This window comes from Dyadobacter jiangsuensis, assembly GCF_003014695.1.
In the GTDB taxonomy this organism is placed as follows: Bacteria; Bacteroidota; Bacteroidia; order Cytophagales; family Spirosomataceae; genus Dyadobacter; species Dyadobacter jiangsuensis.
In genome coordinates this window covers 607597-625278 of sequence record NZ_PYAS01000002.1, presented here as the reverse complement: position 1 = coordinate 625278, position 17682 = coordinate 607597, and the positions used below count along the sequence as shown (strand labels likewise).

15 protein-coding genes are annotated in these 17682 nt (G+C 48.0%); 8 read left to right on the top strand and 7 right to left on the bottom strand.

What is annotated here, in order from left to right:
* Window positions 1-3: 3 nt before the first annotated feature.
* Window positions 4-1050, bottom strand: a complete 1047-nt coding sequence (locus CLV60_RS05955) for a sensor histidine kinase (RefSeq protein ID WP_229210831.1) — start codon at window positions 1048-1050, stop codon at window positions 4-6.
* A gap of 351 nt (window positions 1051-1401) precedes the next feature.
* On the opposite strand from CLV60_RS05955, the gene ahcY reads away from it, so the two are divergent.
* A complete protein-coding gene (gene ahcY, locus CLV60_RS05950; RefSeq protein WP_106594432.1) occupies window positions 1402-2718 on the top strand; it encodes an adenosylhomocysteinase in 1317 nt (438 codons plus the stop codon).
* Window positions 2719-2810: 92 nt separating this feature from the next.
* Here the strand turns inward: ahcY and CLV60_RS05945 are convergent, their stop codons facing one another.
* Entirely contained in the window at window positions 2811-3686 is an 876-nt protein-coding gene (locus tag CLV60_RS05945; RefSeq protein ID WP_106594431.1) for a mechanosensitive ion channel family protein, read from the bottom strand.
* Between the two features lie 247 nt (window positions 3687-3933).
* On the opposite strand from CLV60_RS05945, the gene CLV60_RS05940 reads away from it, so the two are divergent.
* Window positions 3934-4761 (top strand): hypothetical protein, encoded by an 828-nt coding sequence (locus CLV60_RS05940; RefSeq protein ID WP_146151522.1) that lies wholly within the window; start codon window positions 3934-3936, stop codon window positions 4759-4761.
* 58 nt (window positions 4762-4819) lie between these two features.
* On the opposite strand, the gene CLV60_RS05935 is transcribed toward CLV60_RS05940, so the two are convergent.
* On the bottom strand, window positions 4820-5611 hold the full coding sequence (locus tag CLV60_RS05935) for an SHOCT domain-containing protein (RefSeq protein ID WP_106594429.1): 792 nt from the start codon (window positions 5609-5611) through the stop codon (window positions 4820-4822).
* A gap of 167 nt (window positions 5612-5778) precedes the next feature.
* On the opposite strand from CLV60_RS05935, the gene CLV60_RS05930 reads away from it, so the two are divergent.
* The 3 genes from CLV60_RS05930 (at window position 5779) to CLV60_RS05920 (ending at window position 8659) form a co-directional block, all read left to right on the top strand.
* On the top strand, window positions 5779-6618 hold the full coding sequence (locus CLV60_RS05930; RefSeq protein ID WP_106594428.1) for a hypothetical protein: 840 nt from the start codon (window positions 5779-5781) through the stop codon (window positions 6616-6618).
* Between the two features lie 133 nt (window positions 6619-6751).
* Entirely contained in the window at window positions 6752-7624 is an 873-nt protein-coding gene (locus CLV60_RS05925; RefSeq protein WP_106594427.1) for a hypothetical protein, read from the top strand.
* A gap of 195 nt (window positions 7625-7819) precedes the next feature.
* Entirely contained in the window at window positions 7820-8659 is an 840-nt protein-coding gene (locus tag CLV60_RS05920; protein ID WP_106594426.1) for a hypothetical protein, read from the top strand.
* Window positions 8660-8702: 43 nt separating this feature from the next.
* Here CLV60_RS05920 and CLV60_RS05915 read toward each other — a convergent pair whose 3' ends face one another.
* Window positions 8703-9788, bottom strand: a complete 1086-nt coding sequence (locus CLV60_RS05915; protein ID WP_106594425.1) for a M48 family metallopeptidase — start codon at window positions 9786-9788, stop codon at window positions 8703-8705.
* Between the two features lie 17 nt (window positions 9789-9805).
* A complete protein-coding gene (locus CLV60_RS05910; RefSeq protein WP_106594424.1) occupies window positions 9806-10759 on the bottom strand; it encodes a YjgN family protein in 954 nt (317 codons plus the stop codon).
* A 161-nt stretch (window positions 10760-10920) separates the two neighbouring features.
* Here CLV60_RS05910 and CLV60_RS05905 point away from each other — a divergent pair, with 161 nt between their 5' ends.
* Together CLV60_RS05905 and CLV60_RS05900 are read left to right on the top strand one after the other, a co-directional pair.
* Entirely contained in the window at window positions 10921-11181 is a 261-nt protein-coding gene (locus CLV60_RS05905) for a filamentous hemagglutinin (protein ID WP_106594511.1), read from the top strand.
* A gap of 145 nt (window positions 11182-11326) precedes the next feature.
* Window positions 11327-15502 carry a carbohydrate-binding protein gene (locus CLV60_RS05900; protein WP_106594423.1) on the top strand — a complete coding sequence of 1392 codons (4176 nt, stop codon included), beginning with the start codon at window positions 11327-11329 and terminating at the stop codon, window positions 15500-15502.
* 56 nt (window positions 15503-15558) lie between these two features.
* Here CLV60_RS05900 and CLV60_RS05895 read toward each other — a convergent pair whose 3' ends face one another.
* Window positions 15559-16578, bottom strand: coding sequence for a GlxA family transcriptional regulator (locus CLV60_RS05895; protein ID WP_106594422.1), 1020 nt, complete (start codon window positions 16576-16578; stop codon window positions 15559-15561).
* 200 nt (window positions 16579-16778) lie between these two features.
* Here CLV60_RS05895 and CLV60_RS05890 point away from each other — a divergent pair, with 200 nt between their 5' ends.
* Complete coding sequence (locus tag CLV60_RS05890) at window positions 16779-17276, top strand: DUF1579 domain-containing protein (protein ID WP_106594421.1); 498 nt, start codon at window positions 16779-16781, stop codon at window positions 17274-17276.
* On the opposite strand, the gene CLV60_RS05885 is transcribed toward CLV60_RS05890, so the two are convergent.
* Window positions 17203-17640, bottom strand: a complete 438-nt coding sequence (locus CLV60_RS05885; protein ID WP_229210836.1) for a DUF1016 N-terminal domain-containing protein — start codon at window positions 17638-17640, stop codon at window positions 17203-17205. The two genes, CLV60_RS05890 and CLV60_RS05885, sit on opposite strands and share 74 nt — an antisense overlap.
* Window positions 17641-17682: the final 42 nt, after the last annotated feature.

Genomic DNA, 17682 nt, shown 5'->3' with positions numbered 1-17682 from the left:
ATATCAGATTTCCAGTCGTTTGTCAAGGTCAATTTCCAGGATCACCGCGAACACATCTTCTTCATCCATGATTTTCAGGTTATGCGCCGAAGGGTACAGGATTTCCAGCCGTTTGCGCACGTTCGCAAGACCTATGCTCACGTGGTGCGGGCGATCGTCGGGCGTGGCCGTTTCGGGTTTGCTGTTTGATATCTTGAATTTCAGCGCATTACTCTTCACCCGCAAATCCATATTGATCCATGCCTGCCCGATCTGCTCACTGGCGCCGTGCTTGAATGCATTTTCTACCAACGGCAATATCAGCAGCGGCGCAATGCGGTATTCCGGCGCCATCCCATTGATACTGAAATGAATATCCAGCCGCTCCTCGTACCGGATCTTTTCGAGCTCAATATAACTTTTAAGTATACTAATATCCCTTTCCAGCTGCACAACCTCGGTATTGGCCTCATAAAGCATATACCGCAATATTTCCGCCAGCCCCATCACCACACCGGGCGATTGCGGTGACTGTTTGAGGGTCAGTGCATAGAGGTTATTCAGTGTATTGAACAAAAAATGCGGGTGCAGCTGCCCTTTGAGGAAGTTCAGCTCGGCCTCCATCGCCGCCTGCCGCCTGTCGAACCACATTTTGAAAAACTTCACCGACAATGCGATCCAGACGAAAATGTTGGTCTGCTCGAACGCGCTGATCAGGTACGTCGGCTTGGCAAGCTGCTCCCGGAAAGTCCCTTCGAGCTTCCGCCAGACAAAAGTGGGGTCGTTTTTCTTTACCGCGTTGTAAATGATCGGGTCGGCCACGAGTATTTCCATCAACCGGAATGCCAGCGTAGAACCGAGCACAATCAGCAGAAAAAGCAGCACGAACTGTACGTATTTCTTGCGATCGAAATACCGCGGAATGATCACGTAGGCGATCAGGTAGAAATAGCCGATGTGTATAGGCATGAAAAGGGCAACAATTCCGATCGTAAGCCAGTAATCGGGCATTCCTGCGCCGTAAATGATCGTCAGGATCGTCAGCACGGAGATCCAAAACAGGATATGCAAGAAAACTCTTTGATATTTACTTTTTTTCAAGACCGGGAAAACAGGGCGCATAGAAACAAAGATAACGATTTCGGAGGCCAATACCGGCTTTGAAAAGCATTGTCGACCAATGTCATACTATTGTCGACGAACGACTCATTTGGGATAATTCTTTGGTGTACAGACAAAATATCTTCCTTAACCGGTGAATCACAGGGTGCTCACTTCATAACACGGCCATATGCAGCCTTTGAAAGATAAAATATCCAAATTAGGCCCCTAAATCAGAATTTGTATCTGCATTTATTCCCTACGGTGGTTTTTCTACTTAGTTTTGTGGTAAAATCAAGATATTAACTAAACTGTAAAATAATGGCAACGTCAACCGAAACGTACATTCCGTACAAGGTAAAAGACATCTCGCTGGCCGAATGGGGCCGTAAAGAAATCACATTGGCAGAAGCTGAAATGCCTGGTTTGATGGCGATCCGTGCCGAGTACGGTCCGTCGCAGCCCCTGGCAGGTGCACGTGTTGCAGGTTGCTTGCACATGACGATCCAAACTGCGGTTTTGATCGAAACCCTTACAGCGCTGGGCGCAGAAGTTACCTGGTCATCGTGTAACATCTTCTCTACGCAAGACCACGCAGCAGCAGCTATCGCAGCAGCGGGTATCCCTGTTTACGCTTGGAAAGGAATGAACGAAGAGGAGTTCAACTGGTGTATCGAGCAGACTTTGTTCTTCGGTGAAGAGCGCAAGCCGCTTAACATGATCCTCGACGACGGTGGTGACCTTACCAACATGGTATTCGACGAGTATCCTGAGCTGATCGACGGCATCAAAGGTCTTTCCGAAGAAACTACAACCGGTGTTCACCGCTTGTACGAGCGCTACAAAAACGGAACGCTTCACCTGCCTTCCATCAACGTAAACGACTCAGTTACAAAGTCTAAATTCGACAACAAATACGGCTGCCGCGAGTCATTGGTTGACTCTATCCGCCGCGCAACCGACCTCATGCTGGCTGGTAAAGTAGCAGTAGTAGCTGGTTACGGCGACGTAGGTAAAGGTTCTGCCGAATCACTTCGTGGTGCAGGCTGCCGCGTACTCGTTACTGAAATCGACCCGATCTGCGCATTGCAGGCTGCTATGGACGGTTTCGAAGTAGTAACGATGGACGAAGCTGCTGATCGCGCTAACATCTTCGTTACTGCAACCGGTAACTATAAAATCATCACCGACCGTCACTTCCTCGCGATGCGTGACAAAGCGGTAGTTTGTAACATCGGCCACTTCGATAACGAAATCGATATGGCTTGGTTGAACAAAACTTACGGCAATACCAAATCGCAGATCAAACCACAGGTTGACATCTACAACGTGGAAGGCAAAGACATCATCGTGCTGGCAGAAGGCCGTTTGGTGAACCTGGGCTGCGCAATGGGCCACCCGTCGTTCGTAATGTCATGCTCATTCTCTAACCAGACTTTGGCGCAGATCGAGCTTTGGACTAACACCGCTGCTTACGAGAAGAAAGTATACGTTCTTCCAAAAGCATTGGATGAGAAAGTGGCTGCATTGCACCTCGCACACGTAGGCGCGAACCTCGACAAACTGACCGAAGAGCAAGCTGCTTACATCGGTGTGACAGTTGCAGGTCCTTTCAAAGCGGAGACTTACCGTTATTAATAATAGGATTGATATTGAAAAGACCGGCCTGCTTTGAGCGGGCCGGTCTTTTTTTTGTGCCAATGCAGCTTATCAGTCATATTTTGACTGCATTATGCTTCTGATTTTCCAGGCGCTGGCGGCGTAAGATCTATCGGCCGCGCGGGCGTAGGGAAAGAAATATTGTTTTCGTCAAAAACCCGCTTCACCACTTTCATAGCCGCGCTTTTCGCCGGGCCGGGCCCTGTTTTGTCCTGCCGGATCCAGAACAGTATTTCAAAATCGATACTCTTTTCAGTGAAACGTGTGAAGTTGAATTCGATCACTTTTAGCGGGTCGATAAAGTCCAGTTTTTTCACAACGCTCACCGCAAGGTTTTCCACCAATACGAGATCGTCCTTGTAGCCAATGCTGCCTTCCATCCTTACACGTCTTTCACCCGAATGTGTGAAGTTGACGATCGGTTTCTGGAAAATATCCTTGCTGGGCAATTCCACTTGCTGTCCTTCGAAGTTATCCAGCTTCACAGAGCGCAACCCGATCGACAAAACCTTGCCAGTAAAGCCATTTGTCTCTATCACATCCCCTACCTGAATGGGTCGCTGAATGGCAATGAATGCGCCGGAAATGAAGTTGGTCGTGAGATCCTGGAATGCAAAACCGAGCGCCAGCGCAAGCACGCCCGCGCCTGCGAGAAGTGACGTTACCGTTTTATCCAGTCCCAAAACACCTAATGCAAAAAAGAAGCCGGTTGTGATAATCGCAATGCGGGTAATAGTTGAAATCAAACCAACCAGCGCCACATTCTGCGACGCGTGACCCAATATCCTTTCTATAAACTTCCCGCCCAGCCGGGACAGAAACCTGAAAATAACGAGGATAATAATGGCTATCAACAGGTTAGGCAACAGACGGTAAGCGTCCACCGTCCAGCGGTCGACCTTGACGGCAATGGGATCTACTATTTTGGAAATTTGTGCAAAAATCATGAGTGCTATTAATACGCCCGGTCAATCGAATTAATATGGAGCCGGCCACTTATAAACAAGGCAAAACTCGCAAATGTTGTGTGGTTTGCAAAAATACCTCCTGCGAAATCCACGGCTCCCGTCGACAACGATTTGACCGAAGGTTTTTCAAGCCCCGCCATTTGCCCATCGCTTTTCCCGGAATTTCGAAGGCGTCTTATGTTTGGACCCGTTCAAAATCAGTTCATTCACACTTAAAAGGAAATTTATGAAACTAATTCGAAACATGGCCATTGCAGCCAATGGACTTCTATTCGCGGGAATACTGGGAGCTTGCCAGCCTGAAAACGATGCGATACCCGTAACGCAGACGCCGCAGGCAACCAACGACCGCAACGCGAGAACTACGCAGGCAGCAGGTCTTTTAATTAAGGATGGTGTGGTTGATCTGTCTTATCAGGGGTCAGGCGCTCTATGGAAAGAGATTTACACGAACGCTTACTCCGAATTCATCTACGCACCCCAACTGATTACGGCCAAAGGGTATAAATATGGTAACCTGTCATCAGAAACCAAATACACGCTCGACGCGTTCGGACGTTGCGTTCAGTCTTTCACAAACAAGACTTACATCTACGAATACAATGCCAGCGGGCAGCTCACCAAATGGTACAACAAGGATAATCCGAATGAGCAAAGACTATTTAAGTATGCAGTGGATGCCGGTGGCTGGAAAAAATCCCTGAGCACGGTAACATTCTATGATGGGTCGGGCACAAAAACCAAGGAATTAAAATTCACCTACGGCGCACCAGGAGCTCTAATCCCGGACAAATATCCTGTAACTCCGGATCTACTCCCGAGCGGAATCAGCAGGTATCTGCCGATTTTCGGGATTTTCAGTACCAATCTTGTTCAAACGATGACCGAAGATAAATACCTTTTGAACGGTCAGAAATTATCCAGTACTCAATACCTGTATAGCTATACGCTGGACTATGCAGGTAAGGCCAAAAATATTACCGTGAAGAAAATCTATGGCACACAGGTCTCCTCGACCGACAGAACATACTCTGCTCCAACGTATAACTTTTAGCAGCGATGCACTTGTACGACCCGTATAATCGCGGGCCGTACAAGTGCATCAAGGTTTCCTATATTCTTTCCAGCAACTCTTTCTTCTTCGCCTTAAATTCCTCCTCGGTAATCTGCCCTCGTTCAAAAAGTACATTCAACTTTTCAATCGTTGCAAGGATTATATCTTCGGGACTTTTATCCTGTGATCGGAGGTTCGCATTCTCCGTCAGATCATACAAAATTTCGGGCGTTGGCTGTTGCCGATCCGGGTCCGAAACCTTTTCCAGGGAGTTTAAATCAACAACGCCCTCCTGGCTTGTAAAACGGTACAGACTATCGGAACCTTGCTGCTGTGAGACGCCGGTAATCTGATGGTGTTTGGTATCGTAGATCGTCCTTTTGCCACCATCCTCGATCACCAGCCGGTGCACCGGCGCGAAATAGGCATACCGAAAATTATTCTGCGAACCGCTCGAAGTAGGCTCGCCGAAAATCGCCGGCCAGGAACTGCTGGGTTTGCTAAAAAAACTGGCGCCCGTGCCGGCAGACACATCCCCGCGTGCGGGAATGACGTTCGCAGGATCATCATTGTGCTCGAAAAGCACCGTGCTGGTCGCCAGTTTCGCGAGTTCGTTGCATAGTTTGTCGACGGTGCCGCGGAGCGAGCTGTTGAACATATCGCCCACCATTGTCATGCCCCCGCTCATCCATTGCCCCTGTCCCCCGAGTTCCGGCAGGTTGAACTGGGCCATCGTACCATTGCCACGGATAATCGCCTTCAAAAGCGACTCCACCGTCTCGGCCTTCAAGTTATATCGGGCAGCGATCTCATCCACTTTCTGCTGCCCGTCAGCGCTTAGTGTTTTCATAGGATTAAGTTTTGAAAGAACGCCACAAAAACGATGCCATAAGCAAGCTCTAAACCGGCTACACATTCAACACTGCCATTCACGCATCGGATTTCCGGCGACTTCTACAAGCAAATTAAGTTTGAATCGACATAATCAATTTGTCTACCATTTAATCACGAAACGTTATGAAAAGAATTACGTTAAACGGAAATCTGCTGAAAGGATTAGCATTAATTGCTATGCTTTCCAACTGCCAAAATGAAGAACTGGCAACACAAAATATACAAACTGTTATTACATCAGAGGATCGAAATGCTAAAACTATTTTTACACCTCAATTATTAAAAGAAGGTGCAAATGAATTGGAGTATTACGGAGACTATGATGTAAATCGAGGAAAGCTTAAAAAGCTAACAAATACAATCGAGAATGTATACACAGATTACAAATACGACGGATCAACAATCATCGCACAACGAAGAAATAGTTTCACGAATGCGATGATTTATCAGGTCACCTATCAACTCGATGGTTTGGGACGCTGCATGGAAAGTCTAAGCACCGAAACTAATAAATCCTTTAAATACGAGTATGGGCAACTCAGCAGATTGATAAAAGCTTATAACAAAGCGAATCCGAATGAGCGAATGGAGTTTGGATACGAACAGGGCACCACAACAGCATTAAAAAGCGTCAATTTCTTCAATCAGTCGAATGCAGCTACAAAAGAAGTTATTTTCAGCTATATAGTCCAAGGTGGAAATCCCATGCAAAACAAGTACCCAACCAATCCGGACGCGCTTGGAGTAACCAGCAAATACCTGCCTATTTTCGGAACATTTCACTCCTATTTACCCACCTTTGAGTCTACAAAAAATTTACCGTGGAATGGGGATCCATTCCCAGGATACAGTTTGACATATCTCTTCAATGCCGACGGGTATGCCAAGACAATCAACTCAACAAACAGTATGAACGGTATGACTACTGTCACCAGCCGCACATATACCACTCCCAAGTTGTAACAAAGGCCTAATGACTTCCGTCTAATCGCCAATTATCCGTTTCAGCCACTCACTATCCAATTTCCAAGGTGTTCGCCACGACTATCTATTTCCAATCGAGTTCTATCAATTTCACACATTTAATAAAAACGTTATGAAAAAATTACACATCCCTGGAAATTTATTAAAGGTATTACTGCTCGGCACACTATTAACCGGCTGCCAGAACGACGACCTACTGTCGCCTCAGGAAACCATCGGAGTGACCGCCGACGATCAGAATGCAAAAATTAATGCTGAGTTAAAGCTCGTCAAAGACGGCACGACCATAGTGCAATATGTCAAACAAGGGCGCTTTACCGGCAAACTTTCCAAAGTTTCGGAAACCGCCTATTATACCCAGTATTCCTACGACGACAGCACCGGCGACCTTTGGGTTACCAGCAAACGGTACAACAAAAACACTAACGCATTGGTAGAAGAGATAAAATACAAGATTGTGAACGGGCGCTGTATCACCAGCATTAATGTCAGCACCAATTGGACATCACAGTTTGTATACAATGAAGTTGGCCGGTTGAACGAGATCAATTTGTCATCCGGGGCACTTACGCAGAAACGGGTATTCACATACGATTATAATTCAGCCACAGGTACCGAGCGTCTAAAACAAGTTGTATTCTCCACGCCGACCGGAGCATATCAGCAAGTCAATTTCACTTATACTTACGGTCTCATCGCAGAAAAGAAAGACAAGTATCACTTGAACAGCGAACACCTTGGATTGGATAGATACTTACCCTATTTTACCAAGTTTAGCGATGTCCTTATCCAACAAGTACAGATAACGCCTCTTCCTTACACCAATCAGGCCAAGCCATATTATCGATATTTTTATAGCCTTAATGCGGATGGATATGCAATTGGAAGAAATAAAGAGTTTTTTCCACTTGGCTATGGATATGAAGCAGGAAAACAGAGTTTTTACAGTGGGCTAGATTATTCCACAAACTGGGGTGGAATTTAGTATAGTGTTGATTCACTTAAAACCGGCAGTCTATCTGACTGCCGGTTTTTTATTTCCAAAGGCCACAATAGCTCCAAGTCTTCAACCAAATACTTATCAATCCACGCCGTTAGGCAATCGAATTTTCAGCGCTTTACACTTCCTGCTAAGTTTGAAATGATTTTATTTTCATTCAACCTATTAATAGCTAAAATCATGAATTCATTTCAAACAGCAGGTAAGGCACTGAAAGGGTTAGCATTGGACGCATTATTAACCGGGTGCCAAAATGATCCTCTCGCTCCTTCTCCCAACGCCGCAAGTAGCATAAACAATAATAAAAATGCAAAAATAACGGCGGATGTGTTTTTAGTAAAAGATGGAGAGAATTCGTTGCAATATTTAAAATTCGGAAAATTCGCGGGTAAATTATGGAAGGTATATGGTTCTTACGATTACACTGAATACTCCTACGATGATGGTTCGGGCGACTTGTGGATTACAAGCAAGAAATACGCCAAAGTAAACAACAAGCTCACAAACCATAAAACATATCACATAGTAAATGGGCGATGTGTGGCAAGCAAGGATTTGACTTCTAAATTTACTTATGAATACAAATACAATTCACAAGGATCATTGATTGAAATTAAAAGGCACTTCGGGGCGCACGTTCTCACACAACAGTTTTCCTACAAGACAACCTTACCAAACACCCAACGGCTTGATAAGATCACATATATCGGCGAGTCAGGCCCGTTTATGGAATACAAGTTCAGCTATTCTGCATTTCAGGACAAATACTTTCTGAATCCCTATCACACTCAGCTGGATAAATATCTACGAATCTTTGGAACATTAAGCGACAAGCTGGTCCAGACAGTTATTACGGATTATTTAGATGGAACGGCATCTTCCAACAACTATACCTACACCCTGAATGCTGACGGATACGTAACAACAAGGACTGACACATATTATGCCAGCATATATGAGCCTGCTTTTGACATCTCAACGGACAGTCTAAGCTACGTGACCGCCTGGCCTGGGCTGTAAGACCCTTATCTTAAAATCGGGCCGTCTCACCAACGGCCCGATTTCATTTCAACTCATTCTCAATCACCTCCCACTTCCTCTCCAAATCACCATCGTCCCTCACAGCCCCCTGCCCCTTCACCATCGCCGCCGCCGCCCGCAGCCGATCTTCCGTCAACGGGTGCGTACTCAGCAACTTCAAAGCCTCCACATCTCCATGTTCACCTTTAAGCACGGTAAACAAATCCACAAATCCTTTCAAATCCAGCCCGTTTGCCTTGAAAATCGCCATTCCTTTGCTGTCGGCTTCGGTTTCCAGCTCGCGTGAGTAGGTCAGGTTTGCAAGGGTGTTGGAGTTGTCGGCCAGGACGGTGACGACGCCGTTGACATCGTTTAACAACAGCGAAATGAACAAGTAGCCGCCCAGGCTTCGGAAAATGTTACGCAGCGAGTGCCGGTAATGCACATGCGAGACTTCGTGCGCCAGCAATGCGGCAAGCTCTTCCTTCGTATGCATTTTCCGGAGAATGCCGTCGAATACCACAATGCGCCCGCCAGGCAAGGCAAATGCATTGACTTCCTTGTTCTTTACGACGGTGATACGTATAGGGTAATGCGTTTTAAAATCAATAGCTTTCGCAAAGTCACTGGTGACGGCCGTCAAGCGCTCATCCACGTCATAAGCCCGGATCATGTTCTCGTACATCGTGTCGCCCATCTGCACTTCCGTACTGACAGGAAAACGCGACGCAACAGCCCCTGCCAACCACGGAAGCCCGAACCAGTACCCCAGACCCATCAACGCGAGTACTGCCAAAGCCACGCCTACGATGGTGGTATTATTCAGCTTGAAAATATCCGTGATACGCCTTTTAAAAAATACCTTTTCCGAGTAACGCTTTTTTAACGTTTCGGGTAAACGATCGTCCTTGCATTCAATGGTTTGCTGCGGGAATTCGCCGTACCGGAAGATGAAGAGGTTACTGAAATTCTCGTCTGTCACGATGCTGTGCAATGCCCACCGCGCCGAAACGAGCTCGCCCGAGGGATCACGATAATGGATAAGCCAGTGATCCGGCATGAGCGTAAGCGTCGCGTCGTGCGCGATGGACAGCCGACCGTCGTGATAACGGACACTAAAATTGTACATGAAGGCCTAAAGGTCAGTTAAACAATCCCAATATCGATCATATCCGCGAGATCTTCACCGGTTGCATCGGTATAGTCGGCCTCGGTTTGAATGATCGCATCGACATCCAGTGGTCCGTCGATATGGATATTTGAGAATACAAATTGCATCGTGCGCACAATCGCCCAGGGCGTGGCCAGACCAAGGCTCAACACGACAATGAGTACATTAACGATCAGGAGCTTGAAATATCCACCGGCAGTGGCCGTCGAGCGGAAAGCCAGCCGCGTTTCTCCCTGATACATCCGGATATTATTCACGTAATAGTTGAAAAGGTCCTTTACCCACCAGAAACCATAAATTCCAAAAGTGATGATCGTCAGGAAATACCCCTTTATATTGAGCCAGAAAAAAGCCCCGCCCTCTCCTTCGTATGAAAATGTAATATTACCGAACCGCAGGTTTTTGAAAATATACTTTCTCAGCTCAATAATAAGCCATGCACCGTAGATGCCGAAGGTAACGAGGGTAATGATGCTGCCGATTATAAACGTATTCAACAGTTCTTTTCTATCGCCACGGTAGCCAAAATGAATACCCCGCCAGGACGACCGCGAGGCTCTGTATCGAAGTGCACCATGAATGGCGATCGGGATCAACAACAGTAATCCAATATAGAAAACAGCGAGGCCCAGCATCATAAGGGTCGCATTTTGCGACAATATCCCTCCAAAAAGAATGGCATAGAGCCCCAAGAAAATCCCGATCGCTTTAATGAAACCGATAAACATTTCCTTGCCCGTGCCATGGAATGTAAAACGGCTTCCTTCGAACTCGGATTCTTCATACATGTATTTCAACAATGCGGCCCTTGCCCAAGGGTAATAAAGCCCGAACGTCACGATAGTCAAAAGAATATTGACGATGTAAATTCCGAAGAGTTTAGCCCCTTCCCCATGAAAGGTAAGCTGGCGGGTTTCTTGCTGTTCCATTTAGTTAGATTTGAATTTGGAGAAGGTCAAATATAAAAATTTCAACGTGCTATTATATGAATTGTACATTATCAGGCACAAAAAACAGCGAGTCATTTACCTTCCGGCATAGTTATTTTAGTAATGGATTGACAATCATTTCATCAAAAAAACTGGAAATCATGGATATTTATCAATTGGCAAACGAATTCCTGGGCGCTATGGATGGCGGCGGCGATCCCGGTGATCCGCGCGAAACACCTCCATTCGATCCCCGGCCGGAGGTACCTTCTCCCGATATACCGGAGGAAACCCCGCCTTATGAGAAGGAACCGGAGACTCCGCCGGTAGAGCCGCAGCCAGAGCTGCCGCCGGTAGAGCCCGTGGTCCCCGAAGTAGAACCACTGCCGGGGGAAGAGCCTGGTATACCGGCATTTAAGTAACCGATTTTTGCAAAGTGTATTATTTTAAAGTTTTTCATAACAAAGCAGTTATCTTTCATATTGCCGTCACAAAAACTACTACAAAAATTGTAGCCGAAATTAAATTCGTTGTATCTTCACTCAAATTTCTTTGTAGACCCGACGAATGGCTAAAATTTTTACACTCTGTTTTTTACTCCTCTCCTTCTCTATTCAGGCACAGTCAAGTAAGCTACTCCCCGGAAAGATCGAAGCAGAGGAATTCACGGCAATGAACGCCGTTGGCACTGAAAACACTTCTGACGTCGACGGAGGCCAGAATGTTGGCTGGATTCAGGATGGAAGCTGGATGGACTATGCTGTCCAGGCGCCGTCGGCGGGCTACTACACGTTCAGGTTCCGCATTGCGAACGGTTACAGTCCCGAAGCAACGCTGGTTCTGAAATCGGCGAGCGGCGCCTCACTCGGCCGGGTCGTGCTTCCGCAAACCGGCGGAATGCAAGGCTGGCAAACGGTGTCGTTCATCGCATTACTTCCACAAGGAAACCAAGTAATTCGCATTTTTGCCGAAAAAGGCGGCTGGAACTTCAACTGGTTCGAGGTAAACATCTCACGCTCAATATCGGCGGGAAAAGTTGAAGCAGAAAGCTTTGATGCCATGTACGAGGTGCGTACCGAAGCCACGGGTGACGAGGGAGGTGGTCTGAATGTCGGCTATATCGACGATAATGACTGGATGGACTATAACATCAGCCTCCCGAATGCGCGGGATTATGAAATGCAATTCCGGGTTGCCAATGCATATGGAAACGGCGTTATCGAAATACAGAATGCGGCAGGTACTGTGCTGGGCCAGGTAAATGTACCCCAAACAGGTGGCTGGCAAAACTGGGTGACGATCAATGCTACCGTTCCCCTGCCGGCTGGAAGCCAGGTCATCCGGCTTTTTGCGAGAAGCGGTGCATTCAATTTCAACTGGTTTTCATTTGTTTCGGCGAGCGCGCGCATTACGGGCACAATCCTGCCTGCGAAAGTCGAAGCGGAAAGTTTTAACGATTCTTACAGCGTACAGCTTCAAAATACGGAGGATACCGACGGTGGCCAGAACGTAGAGTGGATCCAGGACAACAGCTGGATGGAGTATGATGTACATGTTCCTGCGGCTGGCATTTTCACATTCAACTACCGCATTGCAAACGGATACAGCCCCGAAGCCACGCTCGCCCTAAAAAACAGCGACGGCGCAGAGCTAGGCAGTATTTTGCTGCCACAAACAGGTGGTATGCAGGGCTGGAAGACTGTCAGCATGCTGGCGTCGCTCCCCGCCGGAAACCAGAGACTAAGGGTCTTCGCCACAAAGGGCGGCTGGAATTTCAACTGGTTTGAAGCCAAAGAATCCCGCGCATTGACAAGCCGGATCGAAGCAGAAACATTCGATGTTGCATCGGACGTACGTACGGAAACTACGGGCGATGTAGATGGAAACATCAATGTGAATTACATCGACGACAACGACTGGATGGATTACAACGTGAATGTACCAACGGCCGGCACTTACACAATCAATTTCAGGGTGGCCAACCAATGGGGCAATGGAAATATTCAGTTCAAAAATACAAACGGCACCGTGCTCGGCAGCGTGGACGTACCGCAAACGGGTGGCTGGCAGAACTACACCACCGTCCGCAAAACCGTGCAGCTGGAAGCCGGTAGCCAAGTGTTTCGCATCTTCGCCAACCGCGGCGCATTCAATTTCAACTGGTTTGAGGTAATACCCGGCTCTGTTCAGGGACAATCGGTGATTACGTTTGAAGCGATTTCAGACAAAAACCTGACCGATGCTTCATTCAACCTAACCGCCAGCAGCACAAACCCGGAAACACCCGTTCAGTTTACCTCCTCCAATTCGTCGATTGTATCCGTTTCGAACGCGACCGGCATCTGGAAAGCAACCATTCACACTGCTGGCCAGGTGACCATCACAGCCTCGCAAGCTGGCAATAACAATTATCTAACGGCCGACAACGTAGCCAGGACATTTACTGTTTCCGACAACTCGAACCCCAACAACCCGGCCCTCGGCACCAAAATCCCGATCGATCCGAAACGCTGGTACCAGCTCACCAATGCGGCCAATGGCCTCGACGGACTGTTCGACGGCAATACACAGGAGAACGTACTTACCGGCTGGGGTAAGGTGATCAACAACTATGAGGCCTATTACCCATTGAAAGAAGGGGAGCAGATTACGCTCAACGGCGTCAAATTCTTTGACTTCACAGGTACCGCGCAGGATTTTCCGTTGGTACTTTCCGTCATCAACGATCAATGGGAGCGCATTCCTGTCGCCACATTTACCGGCGAAATATACAATGGATGGGTAGGCCCCTACCCCGATCGCCAGCTATCCGGCGACGCGCAGTTCAAGCTTGATCAGCCGATGAGCAATATCCGGTATCTGGTCATGACGATGTCCAACACATTACCGACCGAAATTGAGTTCTACGGAAGCTACACCCCCGGAACCGAAACTCAGAAACCTGCCCGGACCAAGCATATCACCTTGAATGACATGCTCGGCGTGAATGGTTATGAGTGGTATTTCCAGGATGGCGCACATACCGAGTCGCTGGTGGAGTCGAAGGTGCAGGTTGCCAAAAGCTTTACGGGCTTGCGGCATTATATGGACTGGGAAAAGCTCGAATCTTCGGAGGGCGTTTATTCCTACAACCCTACACTAAGCGGAAGCTGGAATTATGACCTGATTTACCAACGCTGCAAACAGGAAGGCATTGAAGTACTGGCTTGCCTCAAAACACAGCCCGCCTGGATGCGCGAGACATATCCCGAAGACCAGCGCGACCCCGAAAACGTGCCCGTACGCTTTGGTAAGAATTTCGCTGATCCCCTTTCTTACATTGAACAAGCTAAGGTTGCATTTCAATATGCAGCGCGTTATGGAAGCAATACCAATGTGAATCCTTCGCTGCTGAGCGTTTCAACGACTCCGAGATGGACCAACGACCCGGTTAACGAGGTAAAGATCGGCTTGAACCTGATCAAATACATCGAATGCGACAATGAGCGCGACAAATGGTGGAAAGGCCGCAAAGGCTACCAGACTGCCCGTGAATATGCAGCTAATATGTCGGCATTTTACGATGGCCACAAGAATACGATGGGCGCAGGCGTAGGTGTTAAAAATGCAGATCCTAACATGAAAGTGGTCATCGCCGGACTCGTTACCGGCCCCGATTTCGTAAAAGGAATGGTAGACTGGTGCAAGGAGTTTCGTGGATATAATGCCGACGGCACGGTGAATCTCTGCTGGGATGTGGTGAACTTCCACCTTTATACCGACAATGCATCATCGAGCCAGAGCGGTACCTCCACGCGCGGCGCGGCCCCGGAGGTTACCAATGCAAAACAAATCCTCGAAAACTTTGTCAAAGTAACCCGCGAGTTATCGAACGACCTTCCAATCTGGAACACCGAGGCCGGCTACGATGTACATCAGGACAGCCCGTTGAAAGCGATTCCTATCGGCAACAAATCTGCATTGCAAACGCAGGCCGACTGGATCTTGCGCACCTCGCTATTCACGGCCCGCAATGGTGTTGAGAAATTGTTTTTCTATCAAATGTATGACGACAATGGTGGCGGCGGCATGTTCGCATCCGCTGGGTTTGTCAATAACGATCAAACCCGCCGGCCATCTGCCGACTATTTCCTGCAAACACAGAAGCTGTTCGGCCAGTACGAATACAAGGAAACGATCCACAACGACCCGATCGTCGACCGGTATGAGCTGAATGGCAAATCTCTGTTCATTCTGACCGTGCCTGATGAAGTGGGAAGAACGGCGGAGTATACCGTCAATCTGAACCAGGCAGGCGTTGCGCGGATTTACACGCCGACCGCAGGTGCAGACAATATGGCGATGACCGAGTTACCGATCGTGGATGGCAAAGTGACCGTTACAGCCGGAGAAACGCCGATTTTCGTTCTCGCTGCCGACGGCCAGAATGCGAGACAGGCAGCCGTAGAAATGGCGGTACCAGTTGCAAAAGAGGAGGTATCACTTCATGCCGAAGCAAAAGTCTACCCTAACCCCACTTCCGACTTCGTCAGCATCGATCTTGCCAACGAGAAAACCGGTCAAATTGAAATCCGCATTTTTGACGCGAAGTCAGGAACGCTTTACAAGAATACGCAGGTGAATAAAACGGCTACCAAATTCTCGCATCAACTGAACATTATGCACCTGCCTGCAAGTGTTTGCATTGTCGAAATCAAACAAGGCAACGAGCGGGCATTCCGCAAGATTGCCAAGCTTAACTAACGTCGGAATGGCATTAAAATCAAAAGCCCGGATCGTTAAGGTCCGGGCTTTTGATTTTAATCGAGATAAGAGGCTCCGCTCATGCGTCGGTTCCAGCGCCCTCCTGTTTCCAGCCTGGCGATATTAAACTTGTCGCGATACTCTTTCGGCGTCACGCCCGTACTTTTCTTGAACAGCTGCCGGAATGATTTTAAATCGTTATAACCCGAATTAAGCATGACTTCGAGCACGCTCTGATCCGTTTGAGCCAACAACTTCTTAGCCGCTTCAATGCGCGTCCGTTGCAAGTACTCGATGGGTGTCACGCCGATTGCCTGTTTGAACCGCCGCACCACATTTCTCCGGCTTGCCGGAATGTCCTGAATGAGTACTTCGATCGTACTGCCTTCCTGATATTCCTTTTCGATCTTCTGCTGTGCCATATTCACCAGCCCGTCGCCGTGGTTCTGGGGCGGAGCAAAAGTGCCGAAATAGGTCTGCTGCTCGCGGTCCATATCAATGGCAAACATTTTAGCGGTCCGTAAGGTGAGGTCCTTTCCGCAAAAACGCTGTATCAGGTACAGCATCAGGTGGAAGCTGCTCGTAGCGCCTCCGCTCGTGAAAATGCCCTTATCTTCCGTTACTACCGCATCGCTTTTCATGATAATATCCGGAAAATTGGAAGCCAATGCCTCTGCTGCATCTATGTGCGTAGTGGCGTGCTTGCCATTCAGCAGGCCCCCGGCAGCGAGCAGGAATGCCCCCGTACAGAAGCTGGCCAGTTCGGCACCATTTTTATATTGCTCCCAAAGCCACGGAATGCAGCATTGGTTGCTCATAATCGAAAGCTGGACGTCCCCCGAGCCGAATGCCGGAATAAGTATGAGGTCCTGCTTGGTAAATTCATGAATCGATTGCATCGGGTAAGCTCCGTAAAACTTTCCCGGTTCTGCGTCCGGTGAGAACAGCGTGATGTTAAAAAAATGCGGCTGATTTGCCCGCTCATAGAAGCTGTTCACCGATTCGAACACGTCGAGAATCGCCGCGACGCTCAATAAGCGGTGCCGGTTGGTAATTAATAGTCCTAGTTGTAACATGTTGTTGATGGTTTAATCTTTGACATTCAGGCCAAAGCGGGCACCAATATAGAAATTTTGTCCCAAATACCCCTTCCTATTGGCGTTTTAAGCAGTTGTCTCATATCCCATTTTTATTAAATTTTGAATTATTATATTCACAAAAATTGCCTGCCGCAACTACCGCGACTGAGAGCCCCGGCAAACTAAATCTAAATCCTATGTCTAAATCGAAATTTGAAACCTCGCTGGAATCCGGAGTACATCACCAATTGCAGGCGTTGACCGGCAATTGGCAAGGCATTACCAAAACCTGGTTCGAACCCGACGTCCTCGCCGACGAGTCCGAAATGAAGGGGACTATCAAAGCCATCCTCGGCGGCAGTTTCCTTTTGCACGAATATCAGGGCAGCCTCAACGGCAAACCATTCCAGGGCATAGCCATTTACGGTTTCGACATTCCCAACAGCAACGCACAGGCATTCTGGATCGACAGCTTTCATATGGGTACCGGCATGATGCTTTCCAACGGCACGCCTACGGGAAATGGCTTTTCGGTCCTGGGACAATACAGCGTCCCCGAATACCCCGCTCCCTGGAACTGGCGCACCGTTGCAGAACTGACGGATCCGGACACATTGATCATCACGGCTTACAACATTTCGCCGGAAGGCCAGGAAGACAAGGCGACAGAAACGGTTTATAAACGCATTGGTTGACCATGCATTTGTGCCAGTTCATTCTGCTACGTTCCTCGCGGGTATCGTAATCAGTTTTACCAATCGGCCCGGGGAGCTTATCCGAAGTTGCCAGTTTTAAACCGTTCAATTGTGCAGACGCTGTCTGCACAATTTGAGGATATGTAAAATAGAACTGCCTGAGCAGTTTCAGGCTCCTTACGCTTAGCCCAACGGCATCCAAGGCTTTTGCCATCTCTTCAACCAATCTCTGTCCATACCGCGCACTGTATTCGCCATTCTGTTCAAATTCTACAATGTGAAAGTCGATCAGCCAATTACGAATGGTTAGATACCTGTTGATTGCCTTAGAAGCACTGTGTTGCAGGCGTGTTGTACAAACCATCCGCCACCGCCGCATAATAACCGAGAGGAACCTCATGCATAC

Coding starts and splice junctions, on each gene's coding strand:
- ahcY (WP_106594432.1), top strand. CDS start 1,402: ATGGCAACGTCAACCGAAACGTACATTCCGTACAAGGTAAAAGACATC.
- CLV60_RS05945 (WP_106594431.1), bottom strand. CDS start 3,686: ATGATTTTTGCACAAATTTCCAAAATAGTAGATCCCATTGCCGTCAAG.
- CLV60_RS05940 (WP_146151522.1), top strand. CDS start 3,934: ATGAAACTAATTCGAAACATGGCCATTGCAGCCAATGGACTTCTATTC.
- CLV60_RS05935 (WP_106594429.1), bottom strand. CDS start 5,611: ATGAAAACACTAAGCGCTGACGGGCAGCAGAAAGTGGATGAGATCGCT.
- CLV60_RS05930 (WP_106594428.1), top strand. CDS start 5,779: ATGAAAAGAATTACGTTAAACGGAAATCTGCTGAAAGGATTAGCATTA.
- CLV60_RS05925 (WP_106594427.1), top strand. CDS start 6,752: ATGAAAAAATTACACATCCCTGGAAATTTATTAAAGGTATTACTGCTC.
- CLV60_RS05920 (WP_106594426.1), top strand. CDS start 7,820: ATGAATTCATTTCAAACAGCAGGTAAGGCACTGAAAGGGTTAGCATTG.
- CLV60_RS05915 (WP_106594425.1), bottom strand. CDS start 9,788: ATGTACAATTTTAGTGTCCGTTATCACGACGGTCGGCTGTCCATCGCG.
- CLV60_RS05910 (WP_106594424.1), bottom strand. CDS start 10,759: ATGGAACAGCAAGAAACCCGCCAGCTTACCTTTCATGGGGAAGGGGCT.
- CLV60_RS05905 (WP_106594511.1), top strand. CDS start 10,921: ATGGATATTTATCAATTGGCAAACGAATTCCTGGGCGCTATGGATGGC.
- CLV60_RS05900 (WP_106594423.1), top strand. CDS start 11,327: ATGGCTAAAATTTTTACACTCTGTTTTTTACTCCTCTCCTTCTCTATT.
- CLV60_RS05895 (WP_106594422.1), bottom strand. CDS start 16,578: ATGTTACAACTAGGACTATTAATTACCAACCGGCACCGCTTATTGAGC.
- CLV60_RS05890 (WP_106594421.1), top strand. CDS start 16,779: ATGTCTAAATCGAAATTTGAAACCTCGCTGGAATCCGGAGTACATCAC.
- CLV60_RS05885 (WP_229210836.1), bottom strand. CDS start 17,640: ATGGTTTGTACAACACGCCTGCAACACAGTGCTTCTAAGGCAATCAAC.